The organism is Paenibacillus cremeus, assembly GCF_007786445.1.
In the GTDB taxonomy this organism is placed as follows: Bacteria; Bacillota; Bacilli; order Paenibacillales; family NBRC-103111; genus Paenibacillus_G; species Paenibacillus_G cremeus.
Genome location: NZ_VNJI01000058.1, coordinates 1 through 23631 on the forward strand (window position 1 = coordinate 1; position 23631 = coordinate 23631).

Annotated in this window: 21 protein-coding genes; 18 read left to right on the forward strand and 3 right to left on the reverse strand. The window is 46.3% G+C overall.

Annotated elements, in window-relative coordinates:
- The coding region (locus FPZ49_RS36145; RefSeq protein WP_222429988.1) for a hypothetical protein at positions 1 to 412 on the forward strand (412 nt) is incomplete at its 5' end.
- A 326-nt stretch (positions 413 to 738) separates the two neighbouring features.
- Here the strand turns inward: FPZ49_RS36145 and FPZ49_RS29885 are convergent.
- Positions 739 to 1044, reverse strand: a complete 306-nt coding sequence (locus tag FPZ49_RS29885) for an IS110 family transposase (protein ID WP_144854025.1) — start codon at positions 1042 to 1044, stop codon at positions 739 to 741.
- 360 nt (positions 1045 to 1404) lie between these two features.
- Here FPZ49_RS29885 and FPZ49_RS29890 point away from each other — a divergent pair, with 360 nt between their 5' ends.
- The 6 genes from FPZ49_RS29890 (at position 1405) to FPZ49_RS29915 (ending at position 9445) form a co-directional block, all read left to right on the forward strand.
- Complete coding sequence (locus FPZ49_RS29890) at positions 1405 to 3141, forward strand: sensor histidine kinase (protein WP_186446174.1); 1737 nt, start codon at positions 1405 to 1407, stop codon at positions 3139 to 3141.
- Positions 3142 to 4776, forward strand: a complete 1635-nt coding sequence (locus tag FPZ49_RS29895) for a response regulator transcription factor (RefSeq protein ID WP_144854027.1) — start codon at positions 3142 to 3144, stop codon at positions 4774 to 4776.
- 91 nt (positions 4777 to 4867) lie between these two features.
- Positions 4868 to 6169 carry an ABC transporter substrate-binding protein gene (locus tag FPZ49_RS29900; RefSeq protein WP_144854028.1) on the forward strand — a complete coding sequence of 434 codons (1302 nt, stop codon included), beginning with the start codon at positions 4868 to 4870 and terminating at the stop codon, positions 6167 to 6169.
- A gap of 47 nt (positions 6170 to 6216) precedes the next feature.
- Positions 6217 to 7104 carry a carbohydrate ABC transporter permease gene (locus FPZ49_RS29905; RefSeq protein ID WP_186446175.1) on the forward strand — a complete coding sequence of 296 codons (888 nt, stop codon included), beginning with the start codon at positions 6217 to 6219 and terminating at the stop codon, positions 7102 to 7104.
- A gap of 13 nt (positions 7105 to 7117) precedes the next feature.
- Positions 7118 to 7951 carry a carbohydrate ABC transporter permease gene (locus FPZ49_RS29910; RefSeq protein WP_144854030.1) on the forward strand — a complete coding sequence of 278 codons (834 nt, stop codon included), beginning with the start codon at positions 7118 to 7120 and terminating at the stop codon, positions 7949 to 7951.
- Positions 7952 to 7975: 24 nt separating this feature from the next.
- Positions 7976 to 9445 (forward strand): sulfatase family protein, encoded by a 1470-nt coding sequence (locus tag FPZ49_RS29915; RefSeq protein ID WP_144854031.1) that lies wholly within the window; start codon positions 7976 to 7978, stop codon positions 9443 to 9445.
- A 991-nt stretch (positions 9446 to 10436) separates the two neighbouring features.
- Here FPZ49_RS29915 and FPZ49_RS29920 read toward each other — a convergent pair.
- The gene (locus FPZ49_RS29920; protein ID WP_144854032.1) at positions 10437 to 11210 is read right to left on the reverse strand and encodes a sugar phosphate isomerase/epimerase family protein; all 774 of its coding nucleotides are present in this window, start codon (positions 11208 to 11210) and stop codon (positions 10437 to 10439) included.
- Between the two features lie 25 nt (positions 11211 to 11235).
- Positions 11236 to 12117 (reverse strand): TolB family protein, encoded by an 882-nt coding sequence (locus FPZ49_RS29925; RefSeq protein WP_144854033.1) that lies wholly within the window; start codon positions 12115 to 12117, stop codon positions 11236 to 11238.
- Between the two features lie 353 nt (positions 12118 to 12470).
- Between FPZ49_RS29925 and FPZ49_RS29930 the strand changes: the two genes are divergently transcribed.
- The 11 genes from FPZ49_RS29930 to FPZ49_RS29980 all read left to right on the forward strand — a co-directional run bounded on the left by FPZ49_RS29930 (position 12471) and on the right by FPZ49_RS29980 (position 23407).
- Positions 12471 to 13484 (forward strand): response regulator transcription factor, encoded by a 1014-nt coding sequence (locus FPZ49_RS29930; protein WP_186446176.1) that lies wholly within the window; start codon positions 12471 to 12473, stop codon positions 13482 to 13484.
- Complete coding sequence (locus FPZ49_RS29935) at positions 13481 to 15337, forward strand: cache domain-containing sensor histidine kinase (protein ID WP_144854035.1); 1857 nt, start codon at positions 13481 to 13483, stop codon at positions 15335 to 15337. Before FPZ49_RS29930 ends, FPZ49_RS29935 begins: the two co-directional genes overlap by 4 nt.
- A 92-nt stretch (positions 15338 to 15429) precedes the next feature.
- A complete protein-coding gene (locus tag FPZ49_RS29940) occupies positions 15430 to 16983 on the forward strand; it encodes an extracellular solute-binding protein (protein WP_144854036.1) in 1554 nt (517 codons plus the stop codon).
- A 189-nt stretch (positions 16984 to 17172) separates the two neighbouring features.
- Positions 17173 to 18132: an ABC transporter permease gene (locus FPZ49_RS29945; RefSeq protein ID WP_186446178.1), complete on the forward strand. Its 960-nt coding sequence runs from the start codon at positions 17173 to 17175 to the stop codon at positions 18130 to 18132.
- 1 nt (position 18133) lies between these two features.
- The gene (locus FPZ49_RS29950; protein WP_144854037.1) at positions 18134 to 19003 is read left to right on the forward strand and encodes a carbohydrate ABC transporter permease; all 870 of its coding nucleotides are present in this window, start codon (positions 18134 to 18136) and stop codon (positions 19001 to 19003) included.
- 88 nt (positions 19004 to 19091) lie between these two features.
- Complete coding sequence (locus FPZ49_RS29955; RefSeq protein ID WP_144854038.1) at positions 19092 to 19550, forward strand: VOC family protein; 459 nt, start codon at positions 19092 to 19094, stop codon at positions 19548 to 19550.
- A 36-nt stretch (positions 19551 to 19586) separates the two neighbouring features.
- Positions 19587 to 20093, forward strand: a complete 507-nt coding sequence (locus tag FPZ49_RS29960; protein ID WP_144854039.1) for a VOC family protein — start codon at positions 19587 to 19589, stop codon at positions 20091 to 20093.
- Entirely contained in the window at positions 20090 to 20746 is a 657-nt protein-coding gene (locus tag FPZ49_RS29965; RefSeq protein ID WP_261381683.1) for a ThuA domain-containing protein, read from the forward strand. Before FPZ49_RS29960 ends, FPZ49_RS29965 begins: the two co-directional genes overlap by 4 nt.
- Positions 20747 to 20895: 149 nt before the next feature.
- Positions 20896 to 21600, forward strand: a complete 705-nt coding sequence (locus tag FPZ49_RS29970; protein WP_144854040.1) for an SDR family oxidoreductase — start codon at positions 20896 to 20898, stop codon at positions 21598 to 21600.
- Between the two features lie 42 nt (positions 21601 to 21642).
- Positions 21643 to 22110: a heme-degrading domain-containing protein gene (locus tag FPZ49_RS29975; protein WP_144854041.1), complete on the forward strand. Its 468-nt coding sequence runs from the start codon at positions 21643 to 21645 to the stop codon at positions 22108 to 22110.
- Positions 22111 to 22567: 457 nt separating this feature from the next.
- Positions 22568 to 23407, forward strand: coding sequence for an aldo/keto reductase (locus FPZ49_RS29980; RefSeq protein ID WP_144854042.1), 840 nt, complete (start codon positions 22568 to 22570; stop codon positions 23405 to 23407).
- The last annotated feature ends 224 nt before the right edge of the window (positions 23408 to 23631 follow it).

Below are 23631 nucleotides of genomic sequence, written 5' to 3' on the forward strand. Positions count from 1 at the left end.
GTTTACGAGTGCAGGACTAATGGGATTCTCCATGCAGGGGACGAGCCTTGGTAACGGGATCAAATGGGTTCTTGAAGGCCTGGCTCATCAGTCATTTTTACTTTTTGCCATTAGCGTAGTGTTAATTATCATTGCAGTCACGTTCGTAGGCATTCATCCAATGGTGATCGTGACCGCATTAGTCACTCAAATGAACGCCCACGAGCTCGGTACGACAAATCACGTGCTTGCCGTGTTGCTTATGCTAGGGTGGTCGATCTCGTCTGTATTAAGCCCGGTCAATCCGTTAAATATGCTTGTAAGCCGACTCTCCGGAGTAGCTACAGGAATTGAGGCTGGGTTCCGGGCCAACGGAATTCACTTAACCGTTGTAGCCATCATAGGCTTGCTGATCATAACATGGATCCATTAGCAGGCAATCAAGCCATCTGTAAAGAAAGTTTTAAAAAGCAAATCCTTTGCCGCAGCCTTAGTTCAGTATTAACCGTTCAAAGCTTGTAGGAGCATTGAATTCACCACAAATATGACAATATGAGTTGCGAAAAAGCCCGGATGCGTGTTCACACACAGAATCGGGCTTTTTAAGTCTATATTATTTATGTATCTTAGAGGTCTAACCTCATTTAATTTTTTCAGCGTGAATCCACCCACATTTTGTGTGAGATTATGTGTGCGTATTCAACTGACAGGGAATCCTACACCCGCATCGAAGTAATTTTGCAAGCCACTCGGCGTCTTTCATGTCTTTTTTCGGCCGGGAAGGTTTTTTACATGATGAGCATTAGCCAAGATAAGCTCAACGTCAAGCGCTTCAAGGACATTCCAAACGGGCTTCCAGTAGATGCCTGTGCTTTCCATGGCGACATGGGAGCATTCCATTATAGTGAGCCATTCGCCGAGTTCGAGCAAATCTTCCGTCATCGTTCCAAACGTTCGAATCTCCATCCGTGGAGCCCGATCGAGCGGACCAGATAAAACACAAGCAACGACCGTTTCTTGGTGAACATCCAACCCTGCACAGCGTTCCAGAATAGCTTCCATCATGAGAACAACCAACCTCCGAAAGGAAATGGGGGGCCAGAAAACAACCTGAAAGAGGAAAATTTTTATCCGGACTCGAAGTTCCAATAGCCTGTGCTTCAAAGGTTGTTCATTCAGTTTTATTTTCGGGATCAAGTCACCACAAAAAGCCACGAACTGATCCAGCCCTTAATTCTAAGTATTGTCAGTTGGTGAAAAAGAAAAACGGCTACGATGAGATTTTCATCATAGCCTGTGACCGGGAACGTCATGAAAGTTTTATTTGCATTCTCGTGAAACTGGTACATGGAAAGGAGCAATTATATCTTGCTAAGGAAAGTTCGCAATAAATTTCCATTCAAACGCTGGAGCATAAGAACTATTATGTTAGCGAGTTTTGTCTTGATGGTCATGATTCCGCTGCTTACGATGGTGGTCGTATCTTATCAAAGTTATAAATCGATTGTCACCGAGCAGTCCACGCAGCAAACGTTGCGTACGTTAGAGCAAGTGTCCGTCGGCGTTGATCGGGAAGCCGGGCAAATCATGAACACGGTCGGATATTTGTACAAAGATCCAATATTGCTAGCCGCCGTCGATGAGGCCCACAGCCAGGGCGCTGACGGTACCAGAGTGCAGAGTCTGGTCCACAACTATTTCCAATACACCAACGAGCTGATCGATGTCGTTTTCTTTTTTCGCGGGGGCGGGGCTTATTCTGCAAACCGTGCGGTGCCGATTGACGAAAGCTTGATGAGAACCTCCCTCTGGTACAACAAATCGCTTGCCGCGCCCAGTCAGATCAAGCTATTCGGGGTACAGCCGAGCCATATGTCCGAACTGGACGAGAAATACATTAACACTGCTGCAGTGGCTTTACCTTCCGATATGAACGATCAGTCGCAGGTAGAGGTTATTTATTTTGTTTTTAAAGGCTCACTATTTCAGCATTTATTTGAATCCTCCACCAAAGAACAAGGAGACTTCCTTGTTCTGGACAATGAAAGCCGTGCCATCGCGGCTAACCGTGAGACGTATATTCAGAACTGGCTCGATCAACCTTCTTATTTGTATAAGACCGGCTGGTATTCATCCGGCGAATATACGGTAAGCATCGACGGTAGGACCGCATTTATCACCTATTTTACGGCGCCGGTAACCCAGTTTAAAGTCATCCATATCATCCCTTACGATTCCTTAACCCGTCCTTTACGCAAGGTGCTGAATATGACGTTGTGGGTCGGTGGGATGAGTACGGTGCTGTTTTTGGCGGCTTCATGGTTTTTTGTTCGGACGATTACGGGGCCGATTAGTTCGCTCGTGCGTTGTATGTACCGAGTGCAAACCGGCACGCTTCAGCTGGAATTTGACCCGTCCGGGCCTTCCGAGATATTCATGCTCGGCAATAAATTTCATGCGATGATTAAGGAAATGGAAGTCTTAATGAAGGACAAAGAGGAGCAGCAGCGAGCCAAAGCGATGGCTGAGCTGCAAGCGCTGCAGTCGCAAATCAATCCCCATTTTTTACTGAATACCCTCAATGCGATTAAATTGATGGCGGTCATCAGCCGGGTTCCGAATATCCAAAAAATGACGGACGCCTTTATCCGGCTGCTTTCCACTTCGCTTAATCGAGGCGGGACGATGCATACCATTAAGGAAGAGATCGATTATTTAGAGCAATATTTATATATAATGGAATTCCGTTACGGTTCCTTCGACGTCCAGTGGCATTTTGATGATCGTCTGTACGGCAGTTTTGTCTTGAAGCAGTTGATTCAGCCGATCGTGGAAAACGCGATTGTTCATGGTCTGCAGCATAAAGAACACGACGGACAGATGAAGCTGAGCGGTTTCCTGGAGGACCAAAAAGTGGTGATTGTGGTAGAAGACAATGGGCCGGGCATCGAGTCCAACGATCTGGACGAGCTGCTCGCACCGTCAAGCGAAGACAATTATAACAGCATAGGCATTAAAAATGTGAACGACCGCATCCGCCTACATTACGGGGAATCGTACGGGCTTAAGCTCATTAGCGAAGCAGGCGGAGGAACACGAGTCGAGGTTCATTTACCGTTCGTGGGTAGTACGAGTGAGACAAGAGAAAGGGATGATGACTAAATGGATACCTCGGACAACTACCAAGTACTGATTGTCGATGACGAGCCACTGTTCAGGCTCGCGCTGCGAACCTTAATTACGGAAAGCGGATTGCCGTTTACGATCGCGGGCGAAGCGCCGGACGGGGAAGAGGCACTGGCTTACAAACAACAGCATCCCGAGGTCGATCTGCTCATCGTCGATATGAAAATGCCTAAAATGAGCGGCGTCGAGTTGATGAGAGAATGGAGGGAGTTCGAGGGTTCGAGTGATCGCGGTCCGGTCATGCTGGCACTAAGCTCGTACCGCGATTATGAATTTGTACGGGAAGCGTTTTTGCTCGGAGCCATAGATTATATTGTGAAGGTCGATATGGACGAGAGCCATGTGATCCCCGTACTCCGAAAAGCGATGTCCGAGCTGGAAAAACGAAAGCAGGTGTTTCCTCGTAAAACCGCTGCTATGTCCGAAGGGACCGATGTGATCTTGAAAAGAATGCTAACGGATTTGCCTGAGGAAGAATCGTCATATCTCAAGATGCTGAGTGAGCGGGGGGTGGTTTTGCCTGAAACACAACGGATTGCTGCTGTCATTCTTCCCGACTCGGCGGATTTCGGCGCTTCCGATGCGGGTGTTGACCTGATCCCTACCGTCACGGAACAGGCTCTTCAGGCCAAGGGGATACACGCGGAAATGCTGCTATACCCGCAGTCCGAGGTGGTGTTATTGTTTCATGCCTTCAAGACCAATAGCTATATGTTCCTGAGAAATCAGCTAAACGAACTGTTCACCGTTATTCAGCGACGCTTAAACCGGTATGCGAATTTAAGCGTGACCGTGGGCGTCAGCGAGGCGGGCAACGTCTTTTGGCGGAGGCTTGTTGAAGAGGCTCGGCGCAATACGAGGAGCCGTTTTTTTAGCGGCGGAGGCAGACTGTATTTTTCGGACACCCTGAACTGGCCCGAGTATACGGACGCCCAGCCGGCGACAGATGAATCGGTATTCGCCGAGCAGACCCAAGAGATGTTAACTGCGCTCACGGACTCGAATCCGGAGGTCTGGATAGCTTCTTTCGATACTTGGACGGGAATGATCCCACCCGGCGACGAGCAGTACATCCGCAAATCGTTTGCGGACGTCGTCTGGAAGCTGGGCTCCTTGCTCGTGGTGAACGGCTGCGTTTGGGAGCAGCTTCCAGATCCCTACCAAAAACCTTTTGTATTGCTGGATCACTGTATCACCTTGAAGCAGCTATGGAGTCGGCTTAAGGAACTGATGGGGGCGGTGCATGCCGCCGTTCACGAATCCAAAGCGTCAGCGGCTTCGTCCTTTAAAGGAGTGCTCCAGCAAGCGAAATCGTATATCGAGCAGCATTACGGCGACGGGATCACCCTTACGCTGGTTAGCGAATGGGTCGGCGTCAGCGAAGGTCATTTAAGCAAATTGTTTGTGAAGGAAGCCGGCTATAAATTTATCGATTATTTAACGGGCATCCGGATCGAAAAAGCAAAGGAGCTTATGCACACCGGCTTGAAGCTATACGAAATTTCTGAGCAGGTCGGCTATCCGAACCCGGAGCATTTCAGCCGGGTGTTCAAAAAAGAGGTGGGACTCAGTCCCGCTCAATACCGTGAGCGTCTGGATGCGCAAAAATAATCAAGAAAAGAACAAAAAACATCATCCTCAATCCGTTTTAGATTAGGCACAATGGGGGAGTATCATATTGAACTCTAAGGGGAGATATTCCATGAAAAGAAAGCGCATACTCTTATCACTGCTGAGCGCTGCCGTTTTGTTGCCTGCTTGCTCCGGGGGCGGGGGCGAAGTTAAGCCTGCGGGCACTTCCGCTGCGGATAGCCAAAATAAACCAAAGGAGCCCGTAACCATCGAGTTTTCGACTGGTTTGGATGCATCGGGGGAAATGACCAAATCCATCGAGCGTTTCAACAAGTCACACACGGACATTCAGATTAAATATGTCGAACTGCCCCAGGTGCCCAATGAACAGCTGACCCGGTATACGACCTGGTTCAACAGCAAGAGTAAAACGCCGGATCTGCTCATGACCGATGTGATCTGGCCCAAAATGTTCGCTTCCGCCGGCTGGATTGCGCCAATTGATGAATATGTGAATGCCGACTACCTCAAGCAGTTTTATCCGGCTGCGGTGGATGTAGCGAAAATCGACGGTAAGCAGTACGGCATTCAAGGCTGGATCGACGTCGGCATGATGTACTACCGCAAGGATTTACTGGAGAAATATAATCAGAAGGTACCTACGACGTGGGCAGAGCTCGAGCAAGTAGCCCAAGAGATTTTGAAGAAGGAGAATGATCCGAATCTCGTCGGGTACGTGTTCCAGGGAGCAAAGATCGAAGGAGCAACAATTAACTGGCTCGAATTTTTGTGGGGGAACGGTGGCGATGTGTTTGATGCCGCCGGTAAAATCAAGGTGGACACACCCAAGGCCGTGGAAGCTTTGAAAAAAATGCAGGGCCTCGTCCAGCAATCGAAGGTTTCACCGGTAAGCGTCGCGACCTCGAATCCGAATGATAATCAGATCGTATTCGGCAATGGCAATGCGATATTTATGAGAAACTGGCCGGGCAGCTTCTCCACCCTGAAGGACACGAAGGTATCGGGCAAATATGACGTCATGCAGATTCCTCATTTCGATGGCGGCAAAAGTACTCCGAGCACCGGCGGCTGGGTCTATGCGATTAACAGCAACTCTCAGCATAAAAAAGAAGCGGTGGAGGTCATGAAATTTTTCCTGTCCGATGCTGAGCAAAAATCGATGGTGCTTCAAACTAGCAAGCTCGCTACGAACCGGAAGGCCCTTACGGATCCGGAGGTTGCGTCCAAGCAGCCGATTACCCAAAAAGCCCAGACGATGCTGGAAACCGCGAAGAGCCGTCCAGCGCTGCGCGCTTACGAGCAGTTTAGCCGTGCGATGCAAACGGAGATCAACCTCGTCCTGAACGGGCAAAAGGATCCGGAGCAGGGGATCAAAGACGCGCAGAAGGAAATCGACAAGATTAAGGAGTGATGCTGGTGTCCTCACGGTCTATAGCTGCTAGGCAGGTACTTCTGCCCATGAAAAGATCCAAAAGATTAAACGATAAAACGCTGGCTTTTTGGTTGATCACTCCGCCAGTGCTGTTCTTGCTTTTGTTCACGCTCTACCCGATCGTTAAAGTATTCTGGATGTCGCTGCATCAAATTTCGGTGACCCAGCCTTGGCTGGGTACCCCCTTTATCGGGTTGGACAATTATGCCGAGGCCCTGAAGGATACGCGATTTTGGCATTCCACCGGCTTCACCCTGGCGTTCTCTCTTATCACGGTGGTGTTCGAAATCGTGCTTGGCCTGTTTCTTGCCATGATCGCCAACAAGACGTTTCCTTTCCGCGGCCTGGTCCGGGCGGCGATCCTGTTTCCATGGGCGCTACCGGCGGTGACCAATGCGTTAACCTGGAGATGGATGTACAATTCCGATTACGGCTTGTTCAATGGAATGCTGCTTCAGTGGGGGTGGATCGACAAGCCGATAAACTGGCTGGGAAGTACCAATCTGGCTTTCATCTCCGTGTGTATCGTTGCCATTTGGAAAACGGCCTCCTTTATGGCCATTATTCTCTTGGGCGGATTGCAATCCATTTCTCACGACATTTACGAAGCGGCCCATATCGATGGAGCCAGCAAGGTGCAGGCTTTTTTTCAAATTACGTTGCCACTGTTGAAAAACGTCTTTTTGGTAGCCCTGGTTCTCCGCACGATGCACTCGCTCCAAGCGTTTGACCTGATGTACGGATTGACGCAGGGAGGGCCGGGCAATTCCACCGAATCACTCCCAATGTACATTCATACGAAGGCGTTTATCGACATGGAGTGGGGCTACGGTTCCGCGCTCGGCGTGCTGTTGTTTGTCATCATCTTTGCTATTTCGATGTTATACCTGAAGTTTTTATACGATCCGGAATAAAGGAGGAAGCACATTGGCCGGGATTGAACCTGTTAAAAAACTTATTTTTTTCATCACCGTCGCAGCCCTTGTCGTCCTTTCCTTCTTTCCTTTGTACTGGCTGTTTATTTCCTCTCTGAAGCCGTCCGATCAGTTGTTTTCCATGCCGCCCAAATGGATTACGCTGACACCGACGCTTAAACATTACATTGCCGCTTTCAAAACGCAGCCGTTAGCACTGTATTATTGGAACAGCACGGTTGTTGCAATCGACACTTTGATCATTACGCTGATTTTCGGCTGCATGATCGCGTACCCGGTGGCCCGTCTGCAGTTTCGCGGCAAATCTGCGGTGTTGATGCTGGTCGTTGCCACGTCCATGTTTCCGGCGATGACGATGGTGCTGCCGATTTTCTCCGGCCTGCGCGATATCGGGCTGCTGAATTCGTTCACCGGACTTGGCATCACCCACGCGGCTTTTTCACTGCCGATGGTCGTATGGCTGCTTTCAGCCCTGTTCAAGGATGTGCCGATGGAATTGGAGGATGCGGCGCTGATCGACGGCTATAACCGGCTTCAGGCATTTCTGCGTATTATGCTGCCGCTGGCGGCACCCGCCATGGCGACAGCTTCGATTCTGGTATTCGTCAACAGCTGGAATGAATTTCTGTTCTCGTTTACCTTGATGTCCGAAGCCGGCAAACGCACACTGCCCGTAGGGATCATGATGTTCCCGGGCGAATACGAGTTCCCTTGGGCTACCATATCGGCAGCCATCGTGGTTTCCGTAGTACCGCTCGTTCTTGTCATTTTGTTTTTTCAGAAGCAGGTTGTTCAAGGATTAACAAATGGTGCCGTCAAGGGATAAGACACATGTGAGGAGATCAAACCGATGAGAATTTTGTTACTTGACCTGGATTCGCTTAGCCCGGATCATTTGGGCTGTTACGGCTATCACCGCAATACGTCGCCTAATATCGATAACATTGCCGGGCAGGGCGTCCGCTTCGAAAATTATTACACCTCCGATGCACCGTGCTCACCTTCGCGCGCGGCGTTAATGTCCGGCCGGTTCGGTATTACTAACGGGATCGTGGGCCATGGCGGAACCGCGGGGGATATGAGGCATGAGGGCATTACCCGCGGCTTCCAGGATAAGCTGGCCAAGGAGAGCCTGCCTGCTTTGCTTCGTTCAGCCGGTTTGAACACAGTGCTATTCAGCCCTTTTGGCGAACGGCATTCACAATGGACGTTTTATGCAGGATTTTCTGAAATTCACAACACCGGCAATCGGGGGATGGAATCGGCCGAAGAGGTTACTCCCGGCGTGCTGCGTTGGATGGAACAGAATGCGGCTGAGGATAATTGGTTCCTTTATGTGAATTATTGGGATCCCCACACGCCTTACAGGGCCCCGGCCGATTTTGGCAATCCCTTTGCGGGCGATCCGCTCCCGGAATGGATTACGGAAGAGGTGCTGGAGCGCCATAAGCAGAAGGTCGGACCGCATAGCGCACGGGATATTAACATGTACGATAATAAAACGAATCCCTCGTATCCGCGCCATCCTGGAGAAATAATGGATATGGAAGGAATGCGTAGGATGATTGACGGGTACGACTGCGGCATCCGTTATATGGACGAACACCTTGGACGGTTGTTCGGCGAGCTTGAGAGGCATGGCGTATTGGATGATCTGGTGATAATCATTACCGCCGATCACGGAGAAAACATGGGGCAGCTCGGGATCTACGGTGAGCATGGCACCGCTGATCAAGGAACATGTCACATTCCGATGATCGTTAGGTGGCCGGGGGTTACATCTCCGCACGTTGACAAGGGTCTCCATTATCATCTTGATCTTGCCCCTACACTAGCCGAGTTGCTTGGCCAGCCGGCTGCTTCCGGCTGGGACGGTCAAAGCTATGCGCCGGCGCTTACACAGGGAGCCGAATGCGGTAGAGAATATTTAGTTGTATCCCAGTGTGCGCACGTATGCCAACGAAGCGTTCGATTTGATGAGTGGATATACATCCGCACTTACCACGATGGCTACCATCTGTTCCCAGAGGAAATGCTTTACAATTTACGGGACGATCCTTTCGAACAGCAGGACGTTGCCGCCGATCATCTGAGAACACGTAAGGACGCGGTATATTATTTGAATCAATGGCATGATGAAAGGATGAAAAAAATGCCGTTTGCAACCGATCCGTTGTGGACGGTCATGAAAGAGGGCGGACCGTTTCACGCAAAAGGACACTTGGAAGCATATATTGAGCGATTGAGGGAGTCGGAGCGCGCTCACGCAGTGGAAGAGCTCATAAGTCGACACCCTTACGAAGTGAAAAATAGTAAGTAAACTCTGTCTTGCAGCATTAAACCTGAAAACCGGCGTAGTACGTCGATCGATAAGTAAAAAGGGCCAAAATATATTAATCGCTTGATAAAAGGTGGTGAACTGTGACCCAGAGGGTGGATACTTTGAAAAAAGTGCCCACCCTCCGGGTCATTTGCGTTTATCTAGCCGTTCATTCAGCAGTAGCACTTTATTATTCTCTTGAACGAACGGATCGCGTACTCAAAGAGTACGGAATAGGGATTTTCAAGAGTATTGATATGAGCAAGAATCAAGCAAAATTCAATTTAAAACTGGTCAATCTGTCCACCTTAAAAAGACGGTGTTTTTTGTCTGTCGGGAATGGGATAAAGTTCTTGTCATTTATGACATCAAGTTCTTGTCAACCGACACTTCCCGCAGTGGTCATTTTCATCAACCTAGGAAACCTATTTTGTTCTCCGTTTATATGCTTTGAAGAAAATCATCTCAACATCGAAAAGGAAATGTCACCTCCTAACTGGTATACCCTGGTAAAAAAGAATAACCGATGGTATTAGCACTAATTATTGATGCAATTATTGATGCAGTACAAAATGATGGATAACAACAACCTCAGGTAGAAGAATTGATTCGATTATTTTGTCTCCGGTGGGATGTAAGGCGAGACAAACATAGGCGCTTTGAGATCTCGCAATAGGGACCGCGACTGTTGAACTCTGCACATTCAAATGTTAGGTTGTCCCTAACAAGGGGGAGATGATCGAGCCTGTAGCGGCTCTTTTGCTTGTCAGTACTTAACAACGGTGATACAAGCTTTTATGATCCCATAAGCGCCTGCTAGAAAGTGTCATCGGTGGGCATTGATGGACAAAGGCATATCGCCTCTATGGGCAATATTCGCGTGTTGCCGAACGGCTACAATACCCTAGATAAACGTTAAAGCCCCACTTCCCTCGATATCCTTCGAGGGAAGTGGGGCTTTTTGCAGCAATCGTTAACCGGAAGATAAGTTCTAACGTACTAGGCATACTGCTCGTTTAAGCGTTAATAAATCATGTTCTGCTTCCAAGTATTCATTTTCGCCACCCCGGAATTCTAAAGACCAGCAACCCTGGTATCCTCCTTGATGCAGCAGCTGCACCTTATGTAGGAGATCCGTCCCCGAAAAATCTACAAACGCACGGTCGAACTGGGCATGCATCGTAAAGGGTGCAACCATCTCATCGCCGATTTCCTTGTCTACCAACCAACGGCTTACATTTAGTAAAATTCCAAACCCAGGAGCTGAAATTTCGTTATAGATGCGCTTGAGGTTTTGGGGAGCTTGGGAAGCAGGTTGATGAGTCTGCGGGCCTACCCGAAATCCATGGTCATAAGCAAATTGCGCATATTCTCTATACCGCTTGATACAATACTCAAACTGTTCTTCCGACATTTCTACCGAGCCTACTCCCATATCGATCCGAAGCGTTTGAACTCCCCACCTACGTGCAATGTCGAGGTACAAAAGTGCTTTTTGATACTTTTGATCACGTATTGCGGGATCGTTATGCCAGACGTCTGCACCATCCACACTTAGACACGCAACTGTCAATCCTTCTTCATCCAAGGTTGTCTTGATGCTTTGAATATAATTATCCTCTGTTGAAACGAGCATACCGTTCCAAATGTCAGCATGACTGAGTCGATAGCGATACTTGATACTCTCTAAATAGCCGAACAAATTCATTTTCCCTGATTTAAATAGACCATGAAATGACCACGAACCTATAGAAAACGCCGTCATCTGAGACCTCCCAAATAATTATTAATTAGTCTTTAAGTTTGTAGCTCACAAACGCCAGTTGCCTACTCTCGGGTGACCAAGAATTTACATTGATGGTACCCTGTCCGCCGAACAGTTTGACCAGTGTACGGGTTTCGCCTCCAGAACTGGACATTAAGCAAATTTCAACGTTCTTGTTTGCGGGATGTTCCCCGGGTGCGACATCACCCTTGCGGTAGGCGATAAAAGCTACCCATTGTCCATCAGGGGATACATGAGGAAACCAATTGTTACTTTCGTCGAAAGTCATCTGTACCTGATCATCACCATTGGCGTTCATACGCCACACTTGCATAAGGCCCGTTCGCACAGAGTTAAACCAAATGTAATTGCCGTCAGGAGAATATTCAGGACCGTCATTAAGTCCAGGGGAGTTAGTCAACTGCGTTTCAACACCCCCGTTTGTTGGTATGGTGAATATGTCGTACTCGCCGTTACGCTCTGCGCAATAAGCCAGCGTACTTCCATCAGGCGACCAACCATGCAAATAGCTGGGGGCGATCGGCGTGATCAGGACGGGATTTCCGCCCTGAAAGGGAAAAATGTAAATGCGGGACATGCCATCCTCGTAAGTGTGATGGCTTACAGCGATGTTCGAGTTATCCGGTGAAAGCACATGGTCGTTATTACATTGATTGGCGTATCCTGAGTCTATAACGGTACTTTCGCCCGTTGCAATGTCGAAAGAGTAGAGGCAGCCCAAACTATTATAAATGAGCTGTTTACCATTGCGAGTCCAGTTAGGTGCCTCAATCAGAAAATCGAATTCGGCTAGAACCTTACGCTCGCCACTATACACATCAACCGTTTCCAAGAAGCTTGTCACGTTTCTGCCAGTAATCTTACGGGGTTCTTTTAAAGTATTCATAGTGTTCTCTTCCCTCCATAATTATTGTATTAGCTAAAAACTAGACAGGGAACAAATTTAATAAAGTTCTGTGGGTTTTGATTGTAAACTAGTTAGATGAATATTTTTTGCGTTGCTATGTACTAGTTAACCTTGGCTCTTAAAACGATTTTCTTAAATAACAATGATAGTATACTCTTTTTTAAGAGAAAGGCATGAATCAATCTTTTGATTTCTTACTCAATCGTATTAATATAAAAAGATTTATTTTATATTCCAATATTCGACAATGCTTTTGAACAGATTCATATAAAATAAAAAAATGAACGCGCGTTCACTGCACTTAAATCATGGCCACCATAGGGGGTTATACGATGTTTCAGGTATTAGTGGCTGAAGATGAAATATGGATACGCGATGCTGTTGCGGAAATGGTCGATCGCCTGGCACCCCACTTTAGTGTGGCGGGAGAAGTAAGCAATGGCCAGGAAGCATGGGATTTCATTCAAGAGCATTGGCCCAGTATCGTAATCACGGATATTATGATGCCGAACAAAAACGGTATTTGGTTAAGTGAACAAATTTACCAGGCTAATTTACCTTTAGTTACCATCATTGTAAGCGGATATGATAATTTTCAATATGCTAGGCAGTTGATGCGGTTCGGCATTACCGAGTATTTGCTGAAGCCGGTCGTTGAAGAGGAGCTACATGCGGCTCTGAGAAGGTCGCTCGTGAAATTAGAGGGAATGGCTGAGATTCACAAGGGTGTCATGAATATCCAGAGATTTGTCGAGCAGATGGCCGAGATGAGCCATCAAGAAGCGGCCATAGAGCTCAGGACGCTGCTGACTTCCATGCAGAAGCTGAAGGTAACGACCCCGGGCATGCGAAAGAGCCTGCTGGCAATTTTGTCCTCCAAATTAAACGGATTGCTGGAAGTGTATGATCACCGGCGCACCTTTATACCGCTTGACGTTGAAGATGAATCGGGGATACATAAATATTTTGCAGGCTTAATCGAGGAATGGCGGCTTATTTATCCTCAAAATGCTCAGCATCATGTAAATAATTCGATAAAAAAAGCACAAGAGTATATCGATGCTCATTACTATGAGAATTTCTCGCTGGCCCGTTTAGCCGAAAAGTCCCACATGAGTGTTTCGCATTTCAGCATGCTTTTCAAAAAAACGACTGGCTACACCCTTTTAAATTATTTGAATCTGGTCCGGATCACCAGGGCTAAAGGGCTTCTACAGGAGCCAGATTTGAAAATCTACGAGATTGCCGATATGGTAGGATACTCATCTTTGCCTTATTTTAACCGAATATTTAAGCAGACCGTTACAATAACCCCCGTTGAATATAGAAAGAGAATGGGTCAATGAACAATTATCCGATCCTTCCGAAGCTATCGATAAAAATGAAGATGGTGCTGGCCTTTCTCAGCGTAAGCGTATTGTCGGTACTGCTTGCAGGCGGTTTCTCTAACTACTACTACAGCAAAGCGGCGGAACAGGAGTTTATTAGTGTCTCCAGCGAAGCATCGTCGCGATTGAATTATCATCTGGATTATTATTCTCAGCAGCTCCAGCAGTCTACGCATTCGATTATTCAAAATGATATTATCCAAGATTGGCTAACCAGCGAAAGCTATACGAATATTGACGTACAGAACGTCGAGAAGGAACTGCAAAGATACTTAGCACTGAATTATTCGGAAATTCAAGGCATGTTTCTCATCTCTAAATCCAATCATATCGTTTCCATGGCACAATATTATGGCAAGCTGGACCATATCGCAGACGAACCCTGGTATGGCCTTCCTGTTTCCCCGGATATAAGAATTCTCCCGACTCATATTGCGAAATATGAAGGAGCTTTCGGGCAACCGGTAATATCAGTGCTTTTGCCCATTTACGATAAGAAAACGATCGATCTGATTGGAGTCCTTGTTTTAGACATTTCCCTGCGAGAAATCGACAGATCCATAAAGATATCGAAATTAGGGTCCTCGGGGATCTTTTTCATCCTTTCCGAAAATGATACTATCGTGTATCACCCGAATGAAGCATGGAACGGACTTCCAAGGGGATTGACCGATCTGTCTTCTCTTAAAATTCCAGATAATGCTGAAATCTCCATTCAACAGTATAAAGGATCAGACTACTTAATCGGGGGTTCACGCTCGTCTGTCACCGGTTGGCGAATTGTATCGCTCGTTCCTTTCGCTGAGGTAGCGATAGGCTTAAGCTCTGCGCGTTTTTCTACCCAATGGGTACTAGGCATTATTACTCTTCTTGTAATCTTCGTCGTTCCGCTGCTGTCCAATCGTTTTGTCAATCCGATACTAAACCTGAGAGGCTTAATGAACCGGGTGTCTACAGGAGACCTAAGCGTGCAAACGGAATCCGTGCCGGGGCAGGATGAGCTACAGCAGCTGTTTCATAGCTTTAATGTGATGGTAAAGCGACTCGACGAATTGATCGCTACCAATTCGCGATTGCAGATGAAAGAAATGCAAGCTCTATTGAAGCAAAAGGAGACCATGATTAAGGCGTTGCAGAATCAGATCAATCCTCATCTGCTGTACAATACGTTAGGTATTATTACCAGCATCGCTTATCTTGAAAATGTACCGGTAATTGTGAGGATGGCGCGTAATTTGTCAGATGTTTACCGGTACACAGCCAAATTTACGAATATGGAAGTGAAGCTGGAGGATGAACTCGGGCAACTTCGCAAATATTTGGATATTATTCACGTCCGTTTTCCAAAGCACTTTCAGAGCCGGTTTCTTATAAATGAAAAATTTAACTGCTGTCTTGTCGTTAAGTTTATTCTTCAACCCATCGTAGAAAATGCAGTGAAATATGCGATCGAACCAAAGGGAGGAGAAGGGGCGGTCATGATCAGCGCGTACGATGACGGTCCCGATCTTGTCATTGAAATAGCCGACAATGGTCCGGGGCTCAAGGAACAAGAATTGCAGCAGATCAACGGGCAATTGGAGAAGATTTCGGCGGCGGTTGAACAGAGCGAGGCACAGCAGGATTCACTTGGTATAGCCAACGTGCACGCAAGGCTGATTTTGCATTATGGTTGTGAATATGGGGTCAAGCTAACTTCTTTTCCGGGCAGGGGTACCGTCGTTTCCATCCGTATACCCATTCATTTCGATAACACGGATTCCTTGGGGGATTATCATAAGATTAGACCTGAAATACTTAAGGAAATCTGATAGGAAATCATAATATTTGGTAATGTGTTCGTTATCAATTTACCTTATGTTTAACTATGTAAGATTCACATTGACTTAAGGGGGAAAGCGGAATGGTTCAATGGATGAAAACGTTCGTCGTGCTTGCACTCTCCGCCAGCTTAATTGCGGGATGCTCTGGTGGCGAAAAGAAGCAATCTGCAGGAGATAAGCCTGTGGAGACCAAATCGTCAGACACGAAAACGGCGGCAAACGGCACCGGTATAGACCTAAGTGAGAAAATCAGCATTAATATGATGTCGATCGCCTATGAAGGCGGCGCTTGGGGCGAAAAGCACCCGGTCATTGACGAATTAAACAAGAAGCTCAATATTGATCTGAAGATTCAATGGATTCCATCTGACAACTTTGTAGAAAAACTGGGTACGATGGCCGCATCCAACTCGTTTCCGGATGTATTTAGAATCAATAAAGACGAATATCTGAAGTGGCGTGATAAGGGCGTTTTTCTAGATATCGCGCCTCTGCTCAGCAAGTTTCCGAATCTGCAAAAGGAAATGGATCCGGAAACGCTAGCCATCGGCAACCCAAAAGGCAAAATCTACGGCTTGCCTAACTGGACTCCCGAATACCGAGAAACCTTGCTCATTCGTAAAGATTGGCTGGAGAAGCTTAACTTAAAGCCGCCGACAACGCTCGACGAATTTTATGATGTGGCCAAAGCATTTACGAAGAACGACCCGGACGGCAATGGTAAAGACGATACGATGGGCTATTCCTTCGCGATTGCTAATAACAGAAGCTTTACCCGTGGCGCCGATCCGCTCCGTTTCGCCTTTGGACTAGCTAATGGCTGGAAAGAGAAAGACGGAGGTATCATTCCGTGGCAGTCTCAAACGAAGGAATTGAAGGATTTCTTAACGTTCACGAGTAAAATGTATGCGGATGGACTTTTGGATAAAGACTTCGCCATCAATAAACAGCAGGATCCGGATTTTAAATTTGAGTCTAACAAGGTCGGTTTCACGGATGTTCCCGGAACAAATATTTACGACACCGGTCTTCCGAATCTTAAGAAAGTCGTGCCTACGGCAGATGTACTTCAGTTAGCGCCGCCGAAGGGTCCTGCAGGTCAAGGAAATACGACTTATGCGACTACCAACAAGGTTGTTATCAATGCCAAGATTGATAAGAAGAAGCAGGAACGCATTCTGGCGCTGATGGATTATATGGTTACAGAAGAAGGACACAACCTGATTACATACGGCGTAGAAAACATTCATTACAAGAAAACCGGTGACAAGTGGGAAATGCTCCCTGCCTTTGAGCCCGACCGTCCCATGCTGATCAACTTCTGGTTCTTCCACAAGTTTGATCCGTTTAACACGGTCAGACCTTGGGAGGATCAGGAAAAACCGAAGAAGGTTAAAGCTTTGTTCGAGGAAAACAAGAAGTACTTGGTCAAGGACAAAGGAGCAGGGCTCTACTCAGAAACCCTCACCAAGTCTGGAGCTTCCTTGGACCAAAAGATGATGGGCGAGATGGTAGCCATCATAATGGGCAAGAAGCCTGTTGATGCGATCGAAGCAGCCGTAGAAGCCTGGAAGAAAGACGGCGGAAACAAAATTATTGAAGAAATGAACGAGCAATATAAGCTTACCAAATAAGCGGAAATACGCTTAATGAAACAAAGAAACCCGCGACGCCCAAATGTCTGCGGGTTTTCTTATCAGTTCCATCTGCAGGGCAAGAAGACAACAAGATTTGAACGGAAATCGTAAAAAGTGATCATTACATTATTTCTCGATAGGAATATAGTTAACTTATACATAACATTCAGGAAAGGACAATGCTTTATGGAAGCGATAACAGTTAAGGGAATGGAACAAAAAGCACCTGTATTGACTGAGCGCCAAAGAAATATTCGCATTTGGAAACGGGGCATACCACTCTATCTGATGCTTTTTCCAGGACTGCTTTATTTTATTGTTTTTAAATACATCCCGATGGCAGGGATCGTGATCGCTTTTCAACAGTTCGACCCTTTTGACGGATTTCTGAAAAGTGATTGGGTTGGCTTGGATAATTTTCGAAGACTGTTTGCGGAGCAAGATTTCCTTAGGCTCTTTAGCAATACCTTATTGTTAAGCTGCCTGAATTTAGTACTGTTTTTCCCTGCGCCAATCGTCCTTGCCTTGCTGCTGAATGAAGCCAGGTTGGTATTGTTCCGCAAATTCATACAGACCATTGTCTATGTTCCCCATTTCTTATCCTGGGTTATCGTTGTCAGTCTCACTATACTATTGTTCTCGGTTCAAGAGGGCGGTATTAACAAGATGCTGGTCAATTGGGGCTTCTCCCCGCTTGAGTTGCTAACCGATAGCCAATACTTCCGCTGGGTTTACGTATCACAAAGCATTTGGAAAGAAGCCGGATGGAGTGCGGTTATCTTTTTCGCAGCACTTGCGTCCATTGATCCTACCTTATACGAAGCGGCCGTTGTTGACGGCGCCAGCCGCTGGCGGCAATTGTGGCATATCACGCTGCCGGGCCTAAGAACTACAATCGTGATCTTATTCATTCTACGGGTTGGCTACTTAATGGATACCAGCTTCGAGCACATTCTCTTAATGCAAAATCCGACGAATTTGCAAATCTCTGACGTATTCGATACGTACGTATACCGGATGGGAATTGTGCAAGGCGATTTCAGCTACACGACGACGGTCGGACTTTTTAAATCCGTTATCGGATTAAGCTTGATTTTATTTGTGAACCGTGTTGCTAAAAAGTTCGGCGAGGAAGGGGTTTACTGAGATGAAAGCACATGATTTCAGGGGAAATGATCCGATTTACCAGACGATCGTCTATTCTTTTCTGGTTCTTATCTTAGTCATTGTGCTCATCCCATTTTTGTACGTTGTACTTGCCTCTTTTGCTACTAAGCAGGAAATCTATACGCGAGGCTTTTTCCTGATACCGCATACTTGGACTACGAATGCCTATCAATATTTGATGGTAAATAAGAACTTCCTTACCTCCTTTAAAAACTCGGCCATCATCGCTGTAGTGGGCACATCGATCAGCATGGTGATTACTACCTTAATGGCTTACTCGCTTTCCAAAAGCTGGCTCAAAGGCCGTAAAGTTGTGAATTTCATGGTCTTATTTACGATGCTGTTTAGTGGAGGCATTATCCCACTCTACCTGCTAGTCAGAGGCTTAAACCTGATTGACAGCTTTTGGGCCCTGTTTTTGACAGGCGCAATTGCCCCCTTTAATTTGATTGTGATTCGCAGCTCGTTTCAAAATTTCCCTTCCGAAATTGAAGAGTCGGCCAGGATAGACGGCTGCTCCGAATTCGGTTTACTTTGGAAGATCGTGCTTCCGCTTTCCAAGCCGGTCTTGGCAACTTTTACGCTCTTTTACACCGTGGATTATTGGAACTCCTATTTTGGCGCCTTATTGTACTTGACTTCTGTCGAAAAAATGCCGCTGCAGGTGTTCCTTAGACAGATGCTGATTCAACCGACCGAAAATATGGGACCAGCGATAGAAGGTCTGGAATTCAGTCCGGCCGTTAGAATGGCGGCAGTAGTCTTTACTGCAATTCCGCTGCTAGTTGTCTACCCATTCCTCCAAAAACATTTCAACCAAGGGATGCTGCTGGGCTCTGTAAAAGGATGATGTATTATTTATCACTTTCATAAATGGGGTTTTCCTTTCCTTTATATCCCTGTTTATAAATAAAAAACATTCAAAGGAGATTAACAACATGGAAAAAAACTTGCTGGGTACAAACGTTATCGCGCAAATCGGGATTTTGGTTCATGATATCGAGAAGACGTCTCAGGTTTATGCAGACTTTTTCGGTGTAGAAAATCCGGGCTGGCAGATCACGGACGTGGTAGATAAAGCACAAACTGAATATAGAGGGAAACGAACGGAGGCGAGAGCCAAGCTGGCATTCTTCAAAATGGGTTCTCTACAATTGGAACTAATTGAGCCTGACGAACATCCGAGCACCTGGCGGGAATATTTGAACGAGCATGGCGAAGGTCCGCATCATATCGCATTTCGTATCGAAGGAATGAAAGATAAGGTCATGACCCTTGACCGTAATCAAATGCCACTGCTGCAGAAAGGCGAATATACGGGCGGAAGATACGCCTATATCGATACGTTCGAGCAGTTGAAGGTCATTGTGGAACTACTGGAGAATGACAAGAAGTAATTATTCCGAATGATACGTAGAGGAGCTGCGGGAAATATGGAGCACATTGAGAATCGTAATTTAGTGAAAATCGGTATTGTTGTAGGCGACATTGAAGCGGCGGCCAAACACTATGCCGAACTGTTTGGCATGGAGATGCCGAAAATTCGCATACCCGATTTGAACCGTGTGCCTGAACATAAGGAGAGCGGCTATACCTGGTACCGTGGTAAATTTATCCCGGGCCGTGTCAAATTGGCCAATATGCAGATGGGGCCCGTGACGGTGGAACTGCTGGAAGCGTATGACGAGCCGGGTCCGTGGAACGAATATAAAGTGCAGTACGGGCAGGGCGTTCATTTCATTACTTTTACAATTTCCGGCTTTGAACAGCATATCGATTTTGTCGAAAGCAAAGGATTTCCATTGACACATAAGGGTGAATATGGAAGCGGACGATATTGCTACTTCGATTCGATCGAGAAGCTTGGGGTTACGCTTGGCCTACAGGAGCTGGGCAAGCCCAAGGATACGCCGGTTATGCCGAAGGAGGAACGGGCATGAGTCCTGTGAAAACCGTATACGCGATTGTCGGAGATTATTATCATGTCAGTGAAAATGTTCGAGAGTCTTTGAACCAGGCGCTAAAACCTATGGTGGATGGCGGCCAGTATCAGTTGGAATACATATCGGAAGAAAATTTGACACAGCGATTGCAAAGCAAGCCCGCTGCGGTCGTCTTGTTTAAGGAAGACCGGCTTAATCCCAAAGATGAGAAGATTCGGCATTGGTTAACGGAAGAGATATCCGAAGCGATATGCCGTTTTGTGGAAGAGGGCGGAGGCTTTCTTACCTGGCATTCGGGACTGGCTTCCTACCCACCAGATTCCGCATTTATCAAAATGCTGAGAGGATATTTCGAATATCATCCGACCAAGCATCAAATGGTTAGCTATTCAGGCGTGCTTCCGACGGATCCTTCCCGCGAGGTAGCTTTTGAAATTTTGGATGAGCATTACTTCGTATTTTGTGACGAAGCCAATACGAACATTTTTCTAAAATCGGATTCGGTTGACGGACATTCCATTGGTGGTTGGTATCACAGCTACGGGCAAGGAAAAATTTGCTGTTTAACCCCCGCGCATAACAAGGAAGGACTGTTGCATGAAGGAACGCTGGAGCTACTGCGCAGTTCGGTACAGTATTGCTGCGGGTAGCTATAGATGATTTGGAGGAGCCGTTCAGAACCAAAAAGCGTCAAGGGTGTTAAATTCCTGGACGCTTTTTCCTTAAGGCAACGATGTCATAAATTGAGCATCATTCGTGAATGCGATTATAACGATAATTCCCAGGAGAGTGTACAATAATGAATATTTTGATAACGGGTACGAACCGCGGTCTTGGCTATGAATTAACGGTCCAAGCTGTAGAGAGAGGCCATAAGGTTATAGCCGGAGTCCGTTCCTCACGCCCAGAAGGGCAGCTGCTGGAATTAATGGGACGTTACCCCGGACAGATCGAGGTCGTAGAGCTGGATGTTACCAAAGAAGATACGATTGCCCGTTTGGCAGAAAATATCAAAGCACAAGGCCAGGTGCTGGAGGCAATCATTAATAATGCCGGGGTTTTGCTTGGCAGAGGTGTTCCGCTAGAGGACTTATCGATGGATGATGTGGTACGAACTTTCCAGATTAATTTGTTTGGGCCGATTATGGTCGCCAAGCATTTGCTGCCGCTTGTGCCAAAAAACAATTCAGGAGTTGTGATCAATATTTCTTCAGAAGCGGGAAGCTTGACCAATGCTTATGGTGGCGATTATCCCTATGCCATCTCCAAAACAGCATTAAACATGTTTTCCAAACAATTGAGAGCTCTCGTAAAGAAGCAAGGAATCGGAACACGTGTATTTGCGCTTCATCCGGGATGGATCAGAACCGATATGGGAGGGGATAAAGCTCCTGGTGATCCGCGAGAAAACGCACGAAACATTATGGATATCGTAGAATCGAAAACGGAGATTCCAGCCGAGCATTTTTTCATTAATTTTAAAGGCGAGCCTATGCCGATTTAATCGTGCCTTGCCTTGTATAATGGACATAGGAGGAGAAGGACAATGACCGATTATGCTCAGCAATTAGCTGGTCTATTGGAAGAAGAAGAGAAATTGCAATTCTCGAAATTTACCAACGAGATGGCCCTTCAGATTGGCTGCAGAATTATTGAAAAAGTAAAAGCAGAAAATCAGCATGTAACCATCAATATTTCCAGAAATGGACAGCAATTATTTCACTATTCTTTTCCTGAAACTTCAACTGACAATGATATCTGGGTGAAACGAAAAAGTAATGTAGTTTATCGTTTCGGGCATAGCTCCCATTATATTTATACATACCTTAGGTCTATCCAAAAAAATATTCAAGAAAGATTTTTCGTCGATCCTTCGGAGTACGCAGCAAGCGGAGGGGCGTTCCCGATTGCTATAAAGGATGTCGGAATTGTCGGGGCTATAGCCGTTTCTGGTTTGGCTCAAGAGGAAGATCATCGGTTAGTAACTTCCGTGATCAAAGAATTTATTTCATAAATCGGTTCATACCGTTATCAATCGATGGGCTGCGATTTGCACACAATATCTACATTTTTTGGATAATTAAACCTTAAAGTAGCAAAATAAGTATTGGCAGTAGTTCTGTAACAGCTCTGCAAACAATTCCGATCCGTATCATCAAACGATTCTAAGCAAGAATCGCTTGTTCCGATGTGGTGTTTAGAACCATTTTAAACAAATGATCAAAGCGATATGTTGATCATTTATGTCGATAATCTTTGCAAAACGTTGGAAAAAGTGGTTATAAAACTTTTCGAAGCCATTCATCGAGGCTTGATTACGGTTACTCAAACCAAGACAACTGTGCAGATCAACGAAATTTATAATTTCCGGCGGTACTGATCTTTCACAGCAAGGATCTGTTAATTGGAAGCAGATAATGGAGGAGCGAATCATTTTGAGAGGCGATACAGATGAAGGAGGAGACAGGATAATGTTTAAGAATCTGAAAAGCAGTACTACACTACATAATGGTGTCAAAATGCCTTGGATTGGTTTAGGTGTTTTCAAAGTGCAAGACGGAGAGGAAGCCGTCAACTCTGTTAAGGCTGCGTTGGAAGTCGGTTATAGGAGCATTGACACTGCTGCGATTTATCGCAATGAGGATGGCGTAGGCAAAGGAATCAAAGAATCCAACGTACCACGTGAAGAACTTTTTATTACGACGAAGGTCTGGAACGCGGACCAAGGATACGAATCTACTTTGGCGGCTTTCGACACTAGCATGAAGAAACTGGGGTTAGATTACCTGGATCTTTATTTGATCCACTGGGCTGCTCCGGCGGTTGGTAAATATGTAGAGACTTGGAAAGCGCTTGAGAAGCTTTATAAAGACGGGCGTGTTCGTGCTATTGGCGTAAGCAACTTCAAGATTCATCATCTTGAAGAAGTAATGAATCAATGCGAAATTGTACCGATGGTAAACCAAGTGGAATACCATCCACGGTTTAATCAACGCGAACTGCATGCATTCTGCAAAAAACACGAAATTCAGCTTGAAGCATGGTCTCCATTAGCGCAAGGCGGCCTGCTTGAGGATCCAACCTTGGTCGAGATCGCCAACAAGTACAACAAATCAGTAGCGCAAATCATTATCCGTTGGGATTTGCAAACGGGAGTCGTTACCATTCCGAAGTCGACGAAGCCTCACCGCATTGAGGAGAATGCGAATGTCTTTGATTTTGAGCTTTCGCCTGAGGATATGACAAAGATTAACTCGCTCAACACGGACCAGCGTTTATTCGCGGATCCGGATGATTTTAACCGAGTGTAATGCGAGGCTTATGTATTAAGAATACAAATATTGGCGACTCCATCGGCTGTTTTAGGGGGATTAATATCTAAAAAGCAAAAGTTAGAGTACGTAAATTCGAGCAAATTTAACAAACATAGTTTAAGCTAAAAACAATACGATAAAAGCCTGCCATCAACCTAGGGATAGCAGGCTTTTATCGTATTGTTGAATATCCCTGCAACTGCTGTTCAGCCATCTGAACC